We start from the raw sequence: 18,215 nt of genomic DNA, 5'->3' as shown, positions 1-18,215 counted from the left end.
GCTTGAACGACTCACATATGTTAAAATGATAGGAGTGAGGAGAGATACTCATGGAAAATAAATGGATCACGCTATTTTCAAATTATTTGATGAATGAACGTCATTATTCGGAGCATACCAACCTTGCTTATATTGACGATTTACAAGCGTTTGAGCAGTTTTTAAAAGAGACAGGGGAAGAGGATGTCTTGGCTGTCAAACTGTCCGATGCGCGGATATATTTAAGTTATTTAACGGATAAAGAGTATGCACGTGCGTCTATCTCCAGGAAAATCTCGAGTATCCGGGCGTTTTATCAATTTTTGTTAAATAACGAGATAGTGAATGACAACCCTTTTTCATATTTACAGCTAAAAAAACGCGGGTCTCGTTTACCTAATTTCTTTTATGAAGAAGAAATGAAGGCTTTGTTTGAAGCAACCGAAGGAGATGCGCCGCTTGATCTGCGTAACCTGGCCTTACTTGAAATCTTGTACGGGACAGGGATACGTGTGAGTGAATGTCAAGGTATTCAACTAGATGACATTGACTTTGAGATGGGTATGCTTTTTGTAACGGGAAAAGGGCGTAAAGAACGCTATATTCCTTTTGGACATTATGCAAGTGAAGCCACGAAAGCGTATATCGAAAACGGACGGCAACCGGTAATGTCAAAATACAATAAGGATCATGACTGTCTGTTTATCAATCATCACGGAGATCAGATCACTCAAAACGGAATCCAATTCGTGCTGACCCAGTTGATCAAAAAGAGTTCTTTATCCCATAACATCACTCCGCATATGCTGCGTCATACGTTTGCAACCCATTTACTTAATAATGGTGCAGATATACGAACGGTGCAGGAATTGTTAGGACATAAGAGTTTATCGTCAACACAGATCTATACACACGTGACCACAGAACATTTACAGAAAGATTATAATTCGTATCACCCCAGAGCATAAACAGAACACTTTAAAATGGAGGAATAAAAATGACACAGTTTCATGCAACAACGATCTTAGCTATTCAGCACAATGGTGAATGTGCCATGGCTGGAGACGGACAAGTAACCATGGGCGAATCAGTTATTATGAAAGGGACCGCCCGTAAAGTCAGAAAAATATATAACAACGAAGTCTTAGTCGGTTTCGCCGGCAGCGTAGCAGACGCGTTCACTTTAGAAGAAAAATTTGAAGGTTATTTGAATCAGTATAATGGCCATTTGATGCGTGCGGCTGTTGAACTGGCTAAAGAATGGCGCACCGACAAAATGATGAAAAATCTGGAAGCATTGCTCATTGTAATGAATAAAGAGCAAATACTCTTGATTTCAGGAAATGGCGAAGTGATTCAGCCGGACGATGGCATATTAGGCATCGGTTCAGGCGGTAATTTTGCTTTGTCAGCTGCTAGAGCTTTGAAAAAATATGGCGAGAACTTAACTGCCGAACAAATAGCAAAAGATAGTTTAACCATTGCCGCAGATATCTGCGTCTACACTAATCATAATATCGTATCAGAAAAACTGTAAGGGGAATGATGAGATGAGAGTAAGAAATGATTTTACACCTAGAGAGATCGTAACGAAATTAGATAAATATATCGTAGGACAGCAAGATGCTAAAAAAGCAGTTGCTGTGGCTTTACGTAATCGCTATCGTCGTTTGAAACTGGACGCAGACATGCAGAAAGAAATCACCCCGAAAAACATCTTGATGATCGGGGCAACAGGGGTCGGTAAAACAGAAATCGCCCGTCGTTTAGCCGCGATCGTGGATGCGCCTTTTATCAAAGTTGAAGCCACTAAATTTACAGAAGTCGGCTACATCGGACGTGATGTTGAATCGATGGTCAGAGACTTAACTGAAGCATCAATACAGATAGTTCGTGACGAACACCGTAAAAATGTCCGTGGGCGTGCTGAAAAAAGAGCCGTTGAACGTGTCGCAAAAGCTTTGGCACCGGGAATAAAAAAACAAAAAAGCAGTAACGATAACAACCCGCTGGCAGGCATGTTTAAAGGGATGGGGATGGACCCCAACCAGTTCAATCAAAACGTTGATGATGACGAAGAAGAAACGGTTACGGAAGAAATTTCTTCTAAACGTGCCGCATTGATCGATCAGATCAGTCGAGGCGTTCTGGACTCCAGAGAAGTTGAAATAAAAGTGACGGAGAAGAAGAAATCACCGAACAGTCCTATGAGTGCACCGATGGAACAGATGGGCATTGATTTGTCAGAAACACTAGGTCAGCTTACGCCTTCCAAAAAAGTTAAACGCAAGGTGACGGTCAAGGAAGCGTTGGATATATTCAACGAAGAAGAAGCAGACAAACTTATCAATACAGAAGATATTAATGCGGATGCCGTCCGCTTAACCGAGAATTCCGGGATCATCTTTGTCGATGAAATCGATAAAATAACTTCTAAAGGACAAAACAGCGGCCAGGTTTCAAGAGAAGGTGTCCAGAGAGACATTCTGCCGATCGTTGAGGGATCCAGTGTGCCTACCAAATACGGAACAGTCAATACGGATCATATCCTGTTCATCGGTTCTGGTGCATTTCATGTTTCGAAACCAAGTGATTTGATTCCAGAATTGCAGGGTCGTTTTCCTATCCGTGTGGAGCTTGATGATTTAACTAAGGATGACTTCGTTAAAATACTCACTGAACCAGAAAACGCCTTAGTTAAACAATACCGTGCTTTACTTGAAACAGAAAACATTGATGTCATCTTTACAATGGAAGCTATTGAAGAAATAGCCGGAATCGCTTATGAAGTGAATGAATCCACAGAAAACATCGGTGCACGTCGCTTACACACGATTCTTGAACGCTTACTCGAAGACTTATTATTCGAATCACCGGATATGAGTATGGGCGAAGTGAAAATCACAAAAAAATATGTCGAAGATAAAATTGGTCATATCGTTCAGGACAAAGACCTTAGCCGTTATATCTTATAAGACACTAATCGGGGTGCAAGGATGAATGCAGAAAAAATAAGTGAACCTTCTAAAGAAGAGCTGCTTTTAAAGATTACAGAACAAGAGATGCTGATAAACGAGCTTCTTGCAGAAAAAGAAGCTGAAGCTAAATTGGATTATCCTTGGAAAGGGAATCTCGGTCATTGGTATTGGAATGTCCAGACAAATGATGTGGTCTTTAATCCATTGAAAGTAGAAGCTTTAGGTTACAAGATGGAAGAGTTACCAGAGAAAGTTCCTTATGATTTCTTTACAAGTAAATTGCACCCAGATGATTTTGAACCTGTGATGGATAATATGCGGGAACACTTAAAAGGATCGACACCGGTTTATGAAGTGGAATACCGGATCAAAGCAAAAGACGGTCAATGGAAATGGTATTATGATCGCGGGAAAGTCACCAAACGTTCCAAAGACGGTGCGCCTCTTTTTCTGACGGGTATAGTCTTTGATATAACCAAACAAAAAGCAAAAGAAGAAGACTTGGTAGACTTGACGTCAACGTTGATTGAACTGATTGATAAGGATGAATTGACGCAGATCAGAAATCGCCGTTCAATTATCAGAGAGTTAAAATCGCGTATCGTGGAGTCGGTTATCCAAGAGTATTCACTGATTGTCAGCATGATCGATATCGATGATTTCAAACGGCTCAATGATACCAAAGGTCATGTTTATGGGGATTATGTGCTCAAAGAGACGGCTAAAACCTTGGAACACGTTTTGAAAAGAAAAGGCTGTGTCGGACGTTATGGTGGGGAGGAATTTCTGATACTCTTGCCAAATATGTCAAAAGAGCAGGCTGTAAATGTACTGGAAGACTGCCGTTCTGCTATTGAAACAAACGAATTTCTGAAAAATGAATCGCTGACGATCAGCGGAGGTTTCACCGTTTACACTCAGGGTGATCACGAAGATGCAGTGAAAGATGCTGATAAACACCTATACGAAGCAAAAGAAAACGGGAAAAATCAGATAATAGGCTAAAAAAAAGACCTTTTCTACCGTCATATGATAATGACTGGGTTAGAAAAGGTCTTTTTATCGACTTTTTTTCTCAGGATAAACTCATTTTTTTGTTTTGTTTAAACCAAAAGGCACTTTACTTTCGCTGCCATTTTTAATGCGTTCTATATTAGAGCGGTGTCTGATTATCACAATAATCATAGCTAACCATACAATCGTTGCAAATATCCAGTCCCCCAAGAATAATGAGGCAATCGCTGCAATAATCGAAGTAACAATACTAGCCAAACTTACCATACGTGAAACATATAAAGTGACTCCAAAAATTAAAATAAGAAAGGCAAATAATGGCTGTGCTCCTATAACGATACCGGCACTAGTAGCCACCGCTTTTCCGCCTTTAAATCCTGCGAAGATCGGAAAAACGTGACCGATGACTGCGAAGATACCCACGGCCATTGGATGAATATTCAAGCCAAACCATATAGGCAATAAAGCGGCAACCGTTCCTTTTGTGATGTCTAAAATCAAAACAATGGTTCCAGCTGTTTTTCCAAGAACTCTGAAGGTGTTAGTCGTTCCCATATTGCCACTTCCATGTTCTCTCACATCGGTTTTGAAAAAAAGTTTGCCTATCCACACACCTGAAGGAATCGATCCCAAAAGGTAAGCGCAGAGTATCACAACTATCTCAACCAACTAATCTCCTCCTTAACTCATGATGACGCTAGTAATAATTCTATCACGATTTCGTTTATATAAATATGTTTTTATCCAATATATTAACATAACGCGTGATATATTTAACCAATCTTTTATTTTATATGTTTCACAATTGTGCTATACTTCATTTAATTGAAAACGGTTCTCAATTAATATGAGAAAATCAGATTACACTATAGGGAGAAACGGTTATGACTTTTATTCATATCAAAAATCTTACTAAACGTTTTGATAACCATTCACAGCCTGCGGTCAATGACATTAGTTTCAGTATAAATAAAGGTGAAATTGTTTCGTTGCTAGGTCCGAGTGGTTGCGGTAAGACAACGGCGTTACGAATGATAGCGGGTTTTGAAAATCCAACAAAAGGAACTATCGAGATAGGAAATAATCTAGTAGTATCAGATTCAGCAGTCGTGTCTCCGGAAAAAAGAGGCATCGGTATGGTTTTTCAGGAACATGCCTTGTTTCCTAATATGACAGTGTCAAAGAATATCATGTTCGGTTTAAAGAATATGAAAAAAAGTGAAAAAATAAAAAGAGTCCATGAAATGCTGGAGCTAATAGAGTTGGAAGATTATGCTGACAGCATTCCCTCCAATTTATCTGGGGGTCAGCAGCAACGTGTAGCCATTGCCCGTGCTTTAGCGCCTTCACCTCATGTCATCTTGCTAGACGAACCCTTCAGTAGTATCGATGCAGGTTTGAGAGAAAAAATGAGACAAGACATAGCCGCTATTCTAAAAAAAGCTAAAGCGACTGCGATCATCGTTACCCATGACCAAAAAGATGCATTTGCTGTTGCAGACAAAGTCGTTGTAATGAAAGACGGTACCATTCAGCAGATATCCACCCCTAAAGAACTTTATCGTTGTCCAACAAACTGTTTTGTCGCTCAATTTGTGGGTAAGACAAATCTGCTTCAAGGTGAGATAGACACAGATGAAGATGACGCATTGACTCCTATAGGTAGGGTTCCCATTATATCATTATTAAATCGTTATAAGGGTAAAGTGATGCTGTCGATCAGGCCTGAAAATATTCAACTTAATTCGCATGGTTTTTTTAGCGGCATAGTAGAGCGTATCGTCTATGGTGGAGATAAACAAGAAATTCATTTAACAGTCAATAATACGATAACTGAATTGACGACGCCTATCATACTATCTGCACCTATCAATCATGAAATACTGGTGGGACAATCATTGAATTTTGATATTAATAAAGAGCATGTGACCGTCATTGAGTAGTTGATCAGTTTTATGTCATGTGAAAAAAAATACAATTAAATCTTGACTAATATAAAAGCGTAGTGTAATGTTTTTGGTGAGAATGATAATCGTTCTCAATAGAATGGGAGTGGTAGTAATGAAAAGCAATTTCATTTTTGGGGTAACAGGATTAGTCATGTTGGCTCTCTTGACGGGGTGCGATGCAGTGTCTGATTCAACTAATGAAAACGAAGAACTCGTGGTGTATTCTTCAAGAAACGAAATGTTCGTATCGGATTTGCTCGATAAATTTAAACAAGATACCGGAATTGAAGTAAAGGCGCTTCATGGGGTCGAACCCTTACAGATTTTAGAAGAAAGAAACAACACTCAAGCCGACGTGTTCATTTCCAATGATATCGGAGCACTGGAGTACCTCAATCAGGAAGAATTACTTAAAGCAACAGATCCTGACAACATAGAAAGTATTGAAGAATTATATCGCGCAGAAAACAACGAATGGATCGCATTGTCGTCTAGAGCCAGAGGGTTTATTTACAATAAAGATCTGATCGATGAATCAGATGTGCCCACTAAAATGGAAGAGTTGATCGATAACGACTTTAGTGACATCGAAAATGGCTATGCCATAACCCGCGGAGGAAACGGGGGAATGATTTCAAACGTTTCTGCTTTGAGATATGAGTGGGGAGATGAACGAACCCAGGAATGGATCGAATCGATTCAAGATAACTCTGCCGCTATTTTTGAAGGACACGGCGATATCAGACGAGCGGTGGGTGAAGGGCTCCATGCGTTTGGACTAGTCAATAATTATTATTATCATCAGCAATTATTAGAACCTCAAGATAACAATGTGGGCTTTGTCTATCCAGACCAGGAAGAAGGCGAAATGGGAGCGATCGTGAATGGCGCGGGAATTGGATTATTAGAAGACAGTCCTAATGAAGATTCAGCCCAAGTTTTCTTGAACTGGCTTTTAGAAGAAGAAAACCAGTTGGCATTTGTTGGAGAATCGCTGGAAGTACCTATCAACAGTAACTTGACCCCGCCTTTCGAGTCAGCTGTTAAATTGACTGACCTCAACGTGCAAACGATGCCGCTTAGAGAATTAGGTAATTATTTTGAAGATACACGTTTGTTGATTGAAGACGCCGGTTTGGATTTGAATTTAAAATAAAAAGAAGTAGCTTATTATTTAATCATAGGAGTAGCCGATGAGTCATCACACATTACGAAAAAAAATTAAACCTGACAACTTATCCAGACTATTTAAATTCGACCGAGCTATTTGGCATGGGAATAAACCCAGTAGATCTCTGTTAGGCGTGTCTATTGTTATTGCGCTTATCATGACGCTACCTTTACTTTATGTCATTTATCAGTCTTTTTTGGCTGGAAGTGAAAGTTGGATGAGGTTACTGGATACCCGGATCCCACAGTTATTATGGAATACACTCTCTCTGGGGATCGCTGTCACCTTGACCTCGACGTTTATTGGGGTTTCTTTGGCTTGGTTAGTGACACGCACGGATTTACCCGGAAGACGGATCTGGAGATGGCTATTAGCTCTACCTCTGGTTGTCCCACCCTATGTAGGAGCGGTAACCTATATTATTGTATTAGGACCTAGAGGCTGGCTTTATCAGGCTATACAAGCGGCATATGGTAATGACTTCAGCTTAACTTTTGATATTTATTCCTTTTATGGTGTGTTTTTAGTGATGACTCTGTTCACCTATCCATATGTTTACCTTGTCACCAGTGCATCGCTCAGGAAAATCAGCCAGACTTATGAAGAGGTTGGTAGATCATTAGGCTATAACGGGTTTCATATATTCTTCAAAATAATTTTACCTATGCTTGTCCCAGCTATTGGCGCGGGCGGAGTTCTCGTCTTTTTATATGTCATAAGCGATTTCGGGGCAGTATCCATGCTGCGGTATGTGACGTTCACGTCAGCGATTTATTATCAGCGGGCCGGGTTTGATATTCCATCAGCATCGGTATTAAGTTTGGTCTTGATCGGTATAACAGTGATCGTTCTTTTGATCGAAAAGTTAATGAAAAAGAGAAAAGCATACTATCAAACTAAAGGGATAGCCAAAGAGTCTCAGACTTTAAGTCTAGGGAAATATAAGCACGTCTCCTTGCTTTATGTCATCTTTATTTTCCTGATCTCTGTTGCCTTGCCGATCATCGTACTCGTTTACTGGACGATGATCGGTGCGGGTAGTGGCTTGATTGACAGTTCCATATTTGAATACACCCTTAATAGCTTTCAAATCGCGGGTGCAACGGCGGGATTAAGCATGATCTTATCCGTGCCATTGGTGTACTTATATTCCAGGCATCATTCTGTGGTGAGTAGTCTGATTTATAAATTAAGCTATACAGGCTATGCGCTTCCTGGCGTAATCGTAGCATTGGGTTTAGTCTTCATATTTAATAATCATATCCCCTTTTTGTACAACACTGTATTTCTGGTCATTATCGCTCAACTGATTAGATTTATGCCGCAAGTTTTACAATCGGGTGAGACAGCTATGAATATGATTTCTCCGCGTATCGATGAGTCTGCTAGAAGCTTGGGACATTCGACATGGAAGGTGATATTTTTCATTACATTGCCTGCAATCCTTCCAGGGCTATTAGCAGGGGGAGCATTGGTTTTTGTGAGTTCACTGAAAGAACTGCCCGTTACGTTAATGTTAAGGCCTCCTGGCTTCGATACGCTAGCTATAAGAGTCTATTATCAGGCATCAGAAGCGATATATGCACAAGCGGCGCCGGGAGCCCTTATCATTATCCTGGTTTCGATACTCCCGTTATATTATTTGTTGAAAAATTACTGAAGCCATAGATAAGTAAATCCTTCCTTTTATAAAAGAAAGACTGTTGGTCGTTTTCCTCTAGTGGGATAAACGTCCAATTTTTTTATTATTCGAATTGTAGGGTTAACAAAGTTCATAACTCAGCGAGCTTGATCATGAAATGAAAATAAATTCTGAATATGAGTCCAGAGTTATTTCATCATAAGAAAATGACTGGTATTCAACTTAAACATTTTTCATTATTCTGATGAAAAAGTGCATTGACGTTTTTAGAGACGCGTTTTTATGGTATTATATTAATGCTTGTGTTTTCATATAGAAATGCACAAATTATTCTATGAATCACTATCGAGGAGTAATTATAAATGGTTATAAATAAGTATGATGATAATTCAATTCAAGTGTTAGAAGGCTTGGATGCTGTGAGAAAACGTCCCGGTATGTATATTGGGTCAACCGATTCCAGAGGACTCCATCACTTGGTCTATGAAATCGTAGACAATGCAGTGGATGAAGTCCTGGCGGGATTTGGTTCAAAAATAGATGTCATTATTCATAAAGACAACAGTATTACGGTTAAAGACGATGGACGGGGGATGCCTACAGGTATTCACAAATCCGGTGTACCCACTATCCAAGTCATTTTCACTATTTTACATGCGGGTGGCAAGTTTGGACAAAGCGGTGGATACAAGACTTCTGGGGGGCTGCATGGTGTAGGCGCATCAGTTGTTAATGCGTTATCCGAGCATTTAACTGTTCAAGTCAACCGAGACGGGTATGAATATACGCAACATTTTGAAAAGGGCGGTAAACCGGCCGGTAAATTGACTAAGAAAAAATGTCAAAAGAAATTGACTGGTACAACTGTTCACTTCAAGCCTGATCCAGAGGTTTTTTCAATGACAGAATATTCTTTTTCTTTGATAAGCGAACGACTCAGAGAATCGGCTTTCTTGCTCAAAGAAGTCACCATTACGGTGAAAGATGAGCGTAAAGACTTAGAAGAAGTGTTTCATTATGAAGAGGGCATCAAAGAATTCGTTCACTACATCAATGAAGAAAAAGATACACTCACACCGATTGCTTACTTTGAAGGAGAATTCAAAGGCATTGAGGTCGAATGCGCCTTTCAATATAATGACGGTTACTCGGAGAATCTATTAAGTTTCGTCAATAACGTCCGCACAAAAGATGGCGGAACTCACGAAATAGGAACCAAATCAGCCATCACGAAAACATTTAATGAATACGCAAAACGGGTGAATTTACTTAAAGAACGCGATAAAAATCTTGAAGGATCGGACGTTAGAGAAGGGATAGCTATTATTCTTTCAATCCGTATTCCGGAAAATCTATTACAATTTGAAGGACAGACAAAAAGTAAACTGGGAACAGCAGAGGCACGTGCAGCGTGCGACACGGTCATCTCAGAGCAATTCAACTTCTGGTTAGCCGAAAATGGTGAAATGAGTCAGCAGATCGTACGAAAAGCCATAAAAGCAAGAGAAGCAAGAGAGGCTGCCCGAAAAGCGAAAGACGAATCACGCAATGGGAAAAAACTTAAACGCAAAGAGACACTATTGTCCGGGAAATTAACACCGGCTCAGAGTAAAAATGCCAAAAAGAATGAACTTTACCTGGTTGAGGGGGATTCTGCTGGTGGCTCGGCCAAGCAGGGACGCGACAGAAAATTCCAGGCAATTTTGCCACTGCGAGGAAAAGTCATCAATACTGAAAAAGCCAATATGCAGGATATCTTGAAAAACGAAGAAATCAGTACGATGATCTACACGATCGGAGCCGGCGTTGGTCCTGAATTTGATATCAACGACTGTAATTACGATAAAGTGGTAATCATGACCGATGCGGATACAGACGGTGCCCACATTCAAGTCCTGATATTGACGTTCTTCTATCGTTATATGAAACCGTTGATCGAAGAAGGAAAAGTATACTTGGCACTACCACCTTTATATAAAGTCTCTAAAGGCAAAGGCAAAAAAGAAGTCATGGAGTACGCCTGGACAGACGAGGAATTAAAAGAAGTGCTGAAATCTTTCGGTAAAGGCTATATCATACAACGGTATAAAGGTCTGGGGGAAATGAACGCCGATCAGTTGTGGGATACAACCATGAATCCTGATACGCGTACCCTTATCCGTGTAACCATTGACGATGAGGCTCAAGCTGAACGCCGCGTGTCTGTGTTGATGGGGAATAAAGTGGATCCAAGACGTAAATGGATCGAAGAAAATGTTGAATTCTCCCTTGAAGAAGAAGGCAGCATTTTAGAGACAAACGATGTACTGGAAGAAGCTGAAGAAACTTTAGAGTTGTGAGAAAGGTTTGACTAATTAAGATGGCAAATGAACGAGTAGAGATACAAGAATTAACGTTAGAAGAAGTTATTGGCGATCGTTTTGGAAGGTACTCAAAATATATCATTCAGGAACGTGCACTGCCAGATATCAGAGATGGTTTAAAACCGGTTCAACGTCGTATTTTGTATGCCATGTATTCTGAAGGCAATACCCACGACAAGGGCTTTAGAAAGTCCGCTAAAACAGTGGGTAACGTCATTGGTAACTTCCATCCCCACGGCGATAGCAGTGTGTATGAAGCCATGGTACGAATGAGTCAGGACTGGAAAATGAAAACACCTCTAGTGACCATGCACGGAAACAACGGGAGCATGGACGGTGATCCACCGGCCGCGATGCGTTATACAGAGGCCCGCTTATCAAAGATAGCCAATGAATTACTCAAGGACATTGACAAAGAAACAGTGGAATTTGTTTTAAACTTTGATGATACAACAAATGAGCCCACCGTTTTACCCGCTCGTTTCCCTAACTTGCTTGTTAATGGGGCAACCGGGATCTCCGCCGGTTATGCGACAGATATTCCGCCGCACAATTTGAGTGAAGTCATCGATGCATGTATTTATCAAATGCAACACCCAAATGTATCTGTTGATAAATTGATGGACTTTGTGAAAGGACCCGATTTTCCTACTGGGGGAATCATCCAAGGGGTAAAAGGATTGAAATCCGCTTATGAGACCGGGAAAGGTAAAATAGTTGTCCGTTCTAAGACTGAAATCGAGCAAATCCGAGGCGGTAAAGAACAGATCGTCATCACTGAAATTCCGTATGAAGTGAATAAAGCAACCATGGTACGCAAAATGGACGAAATGCGCATCAATAAAAAAATCGATGGGATAGCAGATGTACGTGATGAAAGTGACCGTACAGGCCTGCGTATCGTCGTGGAGTTAAAGAAAGACACACCAACACAAGGTATCTTGACCTACTTATTTAAAAATACGGATTTACAAATATCTTATAATTTAAACATGATAGCGATAAGTAATCGACGCCCCCAACAAGTCGGCTTGAAAGACTTCTTAACGGCGTATATCGCTCACAAAAAAGACATTATTCGTAAGCGAACGACATTCTTATTGCATAAGGATGAAACACGTGCGCACATTGTTGTAGGACTCATCAAAGCTATTTCCATTTTAGATGCGGTCATTAAAACAATCCGAGAAAGTAACAACAAAGCGGATGCGAAAGATAACATCGTGAAAGCCTATGATTTTTCAGTCATGCAGGCAGAAGCCATCGTCAGTTTACAACTTTACCGCTTAACGAATACAGATATCACCCAACTTCAAAAAGAAGCAAGTGAGCTGAAAGCGCGCATCAGTGAGTACAATAAAATCTTGAACGATGAAAAAACACTTGAATCAGTCATGAGAAAAGAACTCAAAGAAGTTAAGAAAGAAAACGCCCAAGCCAGACAAACGGTGATTGAAGATAAAATCGAAGAATTGAAAGTTGAAAAAAAGGTCCTCGTAACGGAAGAAGAAGTGGTTGTTTCAGTCACGAAAGAAGGTTACTTGAAACGAACCAGTTTACGTTCCTATGGTGCCTCAAATTCTCAAGAGATGGGTTTGAGAGATGGGGACTATTCACTGTTTATAGAAAAAATATCGACATTGGACCATATCGTTCTCTTTACGACAAAAGGAAATATCATTAATAGACCTGTTCACGAAATCCCTGATATTAAATGGAAAGATTTAGGTGAACATATTTCTCAAACCGTCAGTTTAAAACCGGACGAAAAAATAGTTGCTGCCTATGGCTTAAAAGAGTTTTCTGAGCAACAAAAATTTGTCTTTATCACTAAAGAAGGATACATTAAGCAAACGTTGGCTTCAGGGTACGCTCCGAAAAGAACCTACCGTTCACGGACAGCAACAGCGATGAAATTAAAATCAGAAACTGATGCATTGCTGTCAGTCGATCTGATTGATGATGAAGCGTTGTATGACGTTTTCCTAGTGACACATTTAGGCTTTGGGTTGCGTTTCACTTTACCGGAAGTCTCGACAGTCGGAGCAAATGCCAGCGGCGTGAAATCAATCAGTCTGAAGAAACAGGATTACGTAGTCGGTGGCACTATCTTTAATCCTTCTGAAGGAAATAAGAGTGTCCTCATGATCACTAACCGAGGGTCTGTCAAGAAGATGAATATCACAGATTTCGATGTAATTTCAAGAGCGAAGAGAGGCTTGCTTGTTTTAAGAGAATTGAAAAACAAACCTCATCGCATGGCACTTATGATTGATATTCAGCAATTAGACGCCGAGTGGAAAATTGTTACAGAAAAAGGGAATGACTTCACTATTAAAGCAAAAGACTATGCATACAGCGACCGATACAGCAACGGCTCATTCATTTTGGATGAGGATTCAGATGGGACACCTGTCAACGCATATAAAGAGACTATTGCTTTAATTGAGGACGAAACTGAAGAGAAATAAGTAATATAAAATAAGGATGCCATTCTACTGGAATGGTCATCCTTATTTTTTGTGTTTTTAGGACGAAGAAGTTGATTCTGTGCCTTTCGAAGTGGTTGAATTAGTCTGAAGGTAACGCAACAGTGGATTCCGTGCCCTTCGTCGAGACTCAACCGGTGTGAAGGTAACGCAACAGTGGATTCCGTGCCCTTCGTCGAGACTCAACCGGTGTGAAGGTAACGCAACAGTGGATTGCGTGCCCTTCGTCGGGACTCAACCGGTGTGAAGGTAACGCAATGGTGGATTCTGTGCCCTTCGTCGGGAGCCAATCGATGTGAAGGTAACGCAATAGTGGATTCTGTACCCTTCGTCGGGACTCAACCGGTGTGAAGGTAATGCAATAGTGGAGTCCGTGCCCTTCGTCGGGGTTTAACTAGTATGAAGGTAACGCAACAGCAGATTCCGTGCCCTTCGTCGAGACTCAACCGGTGTGAAGGTAACGCAATAGTGGATTCTGTGCCTTTCGTGAGGAGCCAATCGATTTGAAGGTAACGCAACAGCAGATTCCGTGCCCTTCGCCGGGACTCAACCGATGTGAAGGTAACGCAACAGTGGATTGCGTGCCCTTCGCCGGGACTCAAGCGGTGTGAAGGTAACGTAACAGCAGATTCCGTGCCCTTCGCCGGGACTCAACCGGTGTGAAGGTAACGCAATAGTGGATTGCATTACCTTCACCGGTATATATCAGTAACGAAGGGAACAGAAAAGCAGAGTAGAAAAATCTACTCTGCTTTTCCACCGTTAAACGAACTAGGACCCGGCTAAATTTTTCAGTTTGTTAAGATTATCATCGTCTCCGAGTGCAATCAACGTTTGACCAGGAGTCAATAAATGATCTTTAGTCGGATTAAAGACGATGTCATCATCGTCTTTTTCTTTAATTGCAATAATAATCAGGTCTGTCTGTTCAGGAATGTTGGCTTCCATTAATGTTTTGTTGCTTAATGTGGAAGCCGGATGGATCACGACTTCATTTAAGTTCAAATCAATTTTTCCTGAATGCGTAATGGTGTCTAAAAAAGCAATAACGTTAGGCTTTAAAAGCATCGTTGCCATACGATGTCCACCGATTTCATTCGGCGAAACCGTTTTGTCTGCACCCGCACGAATGAGTTTTTCATGAGAATTATGCGTAATAGCTCTCGCTACGATAAGCAAATCAGGATTGATCTGACGAGCGGTAAGTACAGTATAGAGATTATTTGCATCACTATTCAGTGTCGCTATGAGTCCTTTGGCCCGATGTATACCTGCTTTTTCAAGGGCTTCATCTTGTGTGGCATCACCATGGAAAGCGATGACATTGTCATATTCCTTGATTGCTTCTAACTTTTCTTCATCGAATTCGATGACGACGAAATCGACTTTTTCTTTTTCAAGTGATTGAATGATATGCTGACCTGTTTCGCCGGCTCCGCACACGATAATATGATTATTCAATGCTTTAAGCTGATCGTTCATTTTTTGTTCCCTCCAAGCTTCCCGCATGGTTCCTCCAAATAAGAAACCGACTAATTGTGTACCTGAATACCCAATGATCCCTAAACTAAGAAAAATAAGAGCAATAGTAAAAAGTTGGGCAGGAACAGTCAGTGGAGCAACTTCTTGAAAGCCAACGGTGGAAATCGTAATGACAGTCATATAAAAAGCATCCATTAAACTAATATCAAGCAAATAATAGTAACCGACAATTCCTACTATAATAATTGTGACAAGTAAATATAAGATGTATAAGGTACGTTTATGTTGTTGCACGTGATCAACTCCTAAGTAGTTAGATGTGCCTTAGGTATCTTTTATTATTTTATCACGTAATGAAACAAAGATATAGGTTTAGTTTGTTCTTATCCTAATATCAATTATGAAAGTGGGGAGGAGTTATGGATCGGTTTTCTGAAAGTTGTTGGATGAAAATTTTAGACAGAGACAGATCACGGCTCATATTAAAAATAAAAAAAGACGAGAATGGGATCATGATCCCATTCTCGTCTTCATCTAAATAATTATTTGATTAACCCTTGAAAGCAGCTCTGTAAACTTCTGCAAGTTCTGTGACTAGAGGTAATTTAGGGTTAGCATTTGTACATTGGTCTTCAAATGCACGGTCAGCCATAGCGTCGACAACTTCTTCAAAGTCTTTACTATTAATATTGTTCTCTTTAAGACTCATTGGAATGTTTAATTCTTTTGCTAAGTCATAGATGGCTTTGATCAAGCTTTCTACGCCTTCTTGGGTTGTTTTAGCAGGTAAGCCTAAAGCTTTTGAAATTTGAGCATATCTTTCGTCAGCAATAAAGTGTTCATACTTAGGAAAGGCAACAAATTTTGTCGGCATTTTAGCATTATAGCGAATAACATGCGGCAGTAAGACAGCATTTGCACGACCGTGAGCGATATGGAACTGTGCGCCCAATTTGTGAGCTAAACTATGGTTTATACCCAGGAATGCATTCGCAAAAGCCATACCAGCAAGCGTTGAAGCATTATGCATTTTTTCTCTAGCGAGTTCGTCTGAACCATTATTGTAAGCTGTTGGTAAATGCTCAAACACTAATTGCATAGCTTTGATAGCTAATCCGTCTGTGAAGTCATTTGCCATGTTAGAAACATAAGCTTCGATAGCGTGTGTTAATACGTCCATTCCTGTATCAGCTGTCACAACTTTTGGTACCGTCATAACAAACTGAGGATCGATGATAGCTACGTCTGGAGTCAACTCGTAATCTGCTAATGGGTATTTTGTTTGCGTTTCAGTGTCTGTAATAACTGCGAATGGAGTTACTTCTGAACCTGTTCCTGATGTTGTAGGAATAGCAACAAATTGAGCTTTTTCACCAAGAGTAGGGAATTTATAAACACGTTTACGAATATCCATGAATTTTTGTTTGATACCATTGAAGTCAGTATCTGGGTGCTCGTAGAATAACCACATACCTTTAGCAGCGTCCATTGGAGAACCACCACCCAGGGCAATAATGACATCTGGTTCAAAGGCAGCCATCGCTTTTGCGCCTTTTAAAACTGTATCTTTTGATGGATCAGCTTCAACTTCGGAAAAGATTTCGCAGTGAACATATTCCGGACGGTTTCTTAAGTGATAAAGCACGCGATCCACATATCCGAGTTCAACCATCATTGGATCAGTAACAATAAAGGCTTTTTTGATATTTGGCATTTTAGCTAAATATTGAACAGAGTTACGTTCAAAATACACTTTTGGTGGAAGTTTAAACCATTGCATATTGTTTTTACGTGAAGCACGTTTTTTAACATTGATTAAGTGCATAGTGCTGACATTTGTTGACACGGAATTCCCTCCATACGATCCACATCCCAGAGTAAGGGAAGGGAGATAAGCGTTATAAATATCACCGATGGCGCCTTGACTTGATGGAGCATTAACGATTACACGTCCGGCTTTCATACGACTATCATATGCTTTTATAATATCTTCATTGTTTGAATGGATAACAGCAGAGTGTCCCAGACCTCCAAAAGACAACATTTCAGTCGCACGTGTAATGCCTTCTTCAGTACTGTTTACTTTATAGGCTGCAAGGACGGGACTTAATTTTTCTCTTGAGAGAGGGTAGTCAGTACCAACGCCAGCATATTCAGCAATCAATATTTTAGTTTCTACAGGAACTTTTACACCAGCCATTGTAGCGATTTGATAAGCAGAGCGGCCAACGATTTCCGAATTCAACTGATTCGTTTCTGAAACCATCAACTGTTCAACTTTTACTCTGTCTTCATTGTTCAAGTAATGACAACCAAAAGCGACCATTTGTTTTTTAACAGCATCGTAGATTTCTTTGTCAACAATGACTGCCTGTTCAGAAGCACAGATCATACCGTTATCAAACGTTTTTGATAAGATCAAGTCGTTTGTCGCACGTTTAACATTAGCTGTTTTTTCTATATAACAAGGGACATTACCTGCACCAACACCTAAAGCTGGTTTTCCTGAACTATAAGCGGCTTTAACCATGCCCGGTCCACCGGTAGCCAAGATCGTTGCAATGCCATCATGTTTCATTAAAGTTTGTGTCGCTTCTAGTGAAGGTTTTTCAACCCATTGGATACAATGTTCAGGTGCGCCAGCTTTTATGGCTGCTTCGTATAACAGTCTTGCTGCTGTAGAACTAGATTTTTGAGCAGAAGGGTGAAATGCGAAGATTATAGGATTACCTGTTTTAATTGCAATCATTGATTTGAAAATAGTTGTTGAAGTTGGGTTAGTGACAGGTGTTACTCCTGCAATAACGCCAATAGGTTCAGCGATCTCAACAGTGCCTTCGTGAACGTTTTCGTTGATAACACCGATCGTTTTATCTGATTTGATATTGTGGTAGATATATTCAGAAGCGAAGATGTTTTTAATTATTTTATCTTCATATACACCGCGTCCTGTTTCTTCAACAGCTAGTTTTGCTAATTTCATATGATTGTCTAAACCAGCAAGAGCCATTGCTTTTACTATAGCGTCTACTTGTTCTTGGTTCAGTTTAGATAAACCTTCCAGTGCCTGTTTACCTTTCGTGACTAACTGATCGACATCCTCGTAAACGCTTGTTTCTTTTTTGCTTTTGTCTAAAACTTTTACCAT

At 40.3% G+C, this 18,215-nt stretch carries 12 protein-coding genes; 9 read left to right on the top strand and 3 right to left on the bottom strand.

Annotated elements, in window-relative coordinates:
- The first annotated feature begins 50 nt into the window (after positions 1-50).
- The 4 genes from xerC to ACO1PF_RS00045 are packed head-to-tail and all read left to right on the top strand — an operon-like array spanning position 51 to position 3,962.
- The gene (xerC, locus tag ACO1PF_RS00060) at positions 51-947 is read left to right on the top strand and encodes a tyrosine recombinase XerC (protein ID WP_423189352.1); all 897 of its coding nucleotides are present in this window, start codon (positions 51-53) and stop codon (positions 945-947) included.
- A 23-nt stretch (positions 948-970) separates the two neighbouring features.
- The gene (gene hslV / locus ACO1PF_RS00055; protein ID WP_423190560.1) at positions 971-1,516 is read left to right on the top strand and encodes an ATP-dependent protease subunit HslV; all 546 of its coding nucleotides are present in this window, start codon (positions 971-973) and stop codon (positions 1,514-1,516) included.
- A gap of 13 nt (positions 1,517-1,529) precedes the next feature.
- The gene (hslU, locus tag ACO1PF_RS00050; protein ID WP_423189351.1) at positions 1,530-2,954 is read left to right on the top strand and encodes an ATP-dependent protease ATPase subunit HslU; all 1,425 of its coding nucleotides are present in this window, start codon (positions 1,530-1,532) and stop codon (positions 2,952-2,954) included.
- A 21-nt stretch (positions 2,955-2,975) separates the two neighbouring features.
- Positions 2,976-3,962 (top strand): diguanylate cyclase domain-containing protein, encoded by a 987-nt coding sequence (locus tag ACO1PF_RS00045; protein WP_423189350.1) that lies wholly within the window; start codon positions 2,976-2,978, stop codon positions 3,960-3,962.
- Between the two features lie 81 nt (positions 3,963-4,043).
- Here ACO1PF_RS00045 and plsY read toward each other — a convergent pair whose 3' ends face one another.
- Complete coding sequence (plsY, locus tag ACO1PF_RS00040) at positions 4,044-4,640, bottom strand: glycerol-3-phosphate 1-O-acyltransferase PlsY (RefSeq protein ID WP_423189349.1); 597 nt, start codon at positions 4,638-4,640, stop codon at positions 4,044-4,046.
- 215 nt (positions 4,641-4,855) lie between these two features.
- On the opposite strand from plsY, the gene ACO1PF_RS00035 reads away from it, so the two are divergent.
- The 5 genes from ACO1PF_RS00035 (at position 4,856) to parC (ending at position 13,567) form a co-directional block, all read left to right on the top strand.
- A complete protein-coding gene (locus ACO1PF_RS00035; RefSeq protein WP_423189348.1) occupies positions 4,856-5,914 on the top strand; it encodes an ABC transporter ATP-binding protein in 1,059 nt (352 codons plus the stop codon).
- Between the two features lie 118 nt (positions 5,915-6,032).
- Positions 6,033-7,076 (top strand): extracellular solute-binding protein, encoded by a 1,044-nt coding sequence (locus tag ACO1PF_RS00030; protein WP_423189347.1) that lies wholly within the window; start codon positions 6,033-6,035, stop codon positions 7,074-7,076.
- A 37-nt stretch (positions 7,077-7,113) separates the two neighbouring features.
- A complete protein-coding gene (locus tag ACO1PF_RS00025) occupies positions 7,114-8,751 on the top strand; it encodes an ABC transporter permease (protein WP_423189346.1) in 1,638 nt (545 codons plus the stop codon).
- Between the two features lie 344 nt (positions 8,752-9,095).
- The gene (parE, locus tag ACO1PF_RS00020) at positions 9,096-11,072 is read left to right on the top strand and encodes a DNA topoisomerase IV subunit B (RefSeq protein WP_423189345.1); all 1,977 of its coding nucleotides are present in this window, start codon (positions 9,096-9,098) and stop codon (positions 11,070-11,072) included.
- Between the two features lie 20 nt (positions 11,073-11,092).
- Complete coding sequence (parC, locus tag ACO1PF_RS00015; protein ID WP_423189344.1) at positions 11,093-13,567, top strand: DNA topoisomerase IV subunit A; 2,475 nt, start codon at positions 11,093-11,095, stop codon at positions 13,565-13,567.
- 789 nt (positions 13,568-14,356) lie between these two features.
- Here the strand turns inward: parC and ACO1PF_RS00010 are convergent.
- Both ACO1PF_RS00010 and adhE read right to left on the bottom strand, forming a co-directional pair.
- Complete coding sequence (locus ACO1PF_RS00010; RefSeq protein WP_423189343.1) at positions 14,357-15,361, bottom strand: potassium channel family protein; 1,005 nt, start codon at positions 15,359-15,361, stop codon at positions 14,357-14,359.
- Between the two features lie 256 nt (positions 15,362-15,617).
- Positions 15,618-18,215: a bifunctional acetaldehyde-CoA/alcohol dehydrogenase gene (gene adhE, locus ACO1PF_RS00005; protein WP_423189342.1), complete on the bottom strand. Its 2,598-nt coding sequence runs from the start codon at positions 18,213-18,215 to the stop codon at positions 15,618-15,620.

Origin of the sequence: Alkalibacterium sp. f15, from assembly GCF_049389645.1 — a bacterium.
Lineage (GTDB): Bacteria > Bacillota > Bacilli > Lactobacillales > Carnobacteriaceae_A > Alkalibacterium.
Note: the sequence above shows the minus strand (reverse complement) of the source record. Positions and strands in the feature narration are given on the sequence as shown.

Coding starts and splice junctions, on each gene's coding strand:
- xerC (WP_423189352.1), top strand. CDS start 51: ATGGAAAATAAATGGATCACGCTATTTTCAAATTATTTGATGAATGAA.
- hslU (WP_423189351.1), top strand. CDS start 1,530: ATGAGAGTAAGAAATGATTTTACACCTAGAGAGATCGTAACGAAATTA.
- ACO1PF_RS00045 (WP_423189350.1), top strand. CDS start 2,976: ATGAATGCAGAAAAAATAAGTGAACCTTCTAAAGAAGAGCTGCTTTTA.
- ACO1PF_RS00035 (WP_423189348.1), top strand. CDS start 4,856: ATGACTTTTATTCATATCAAAAATCTTACTAAACGTTTTGATAACCAT.
- ACO1PF_RS00030 (WP_423189347.1), top strand. CDS start 6,033: ATGAAAAGCAATTTCATTTTTGGGGTAACAGGATTAGTCATGTTGGCT.
- ACO1PF_RS00025 (WP_423189346.1), top strand. CDS start 7,114: ATGAGTCATCACACATTACGAAAAAAAATTAAACCTGACAACTTATCC.
- parE (WP_423189345.1), top strand. CDS start 9,096: ATGGTTATAAATAAGTATGATGATAATTCAATTCAAGTGTTAGAAGGC.
- parC (WP_423189344.1), top strand. CDS start 11,093: ATGGCAAATGAACGAGTAGAGATACAAGAATTAACGTTAGAAGAAGTT.
- adhE (WP_423189342.1), bottom strand. CDS start 18,215: ATGGTAAAAGTTTTAGACAAAAGCAAAAAAGAAACAAGCGTTTACGAG.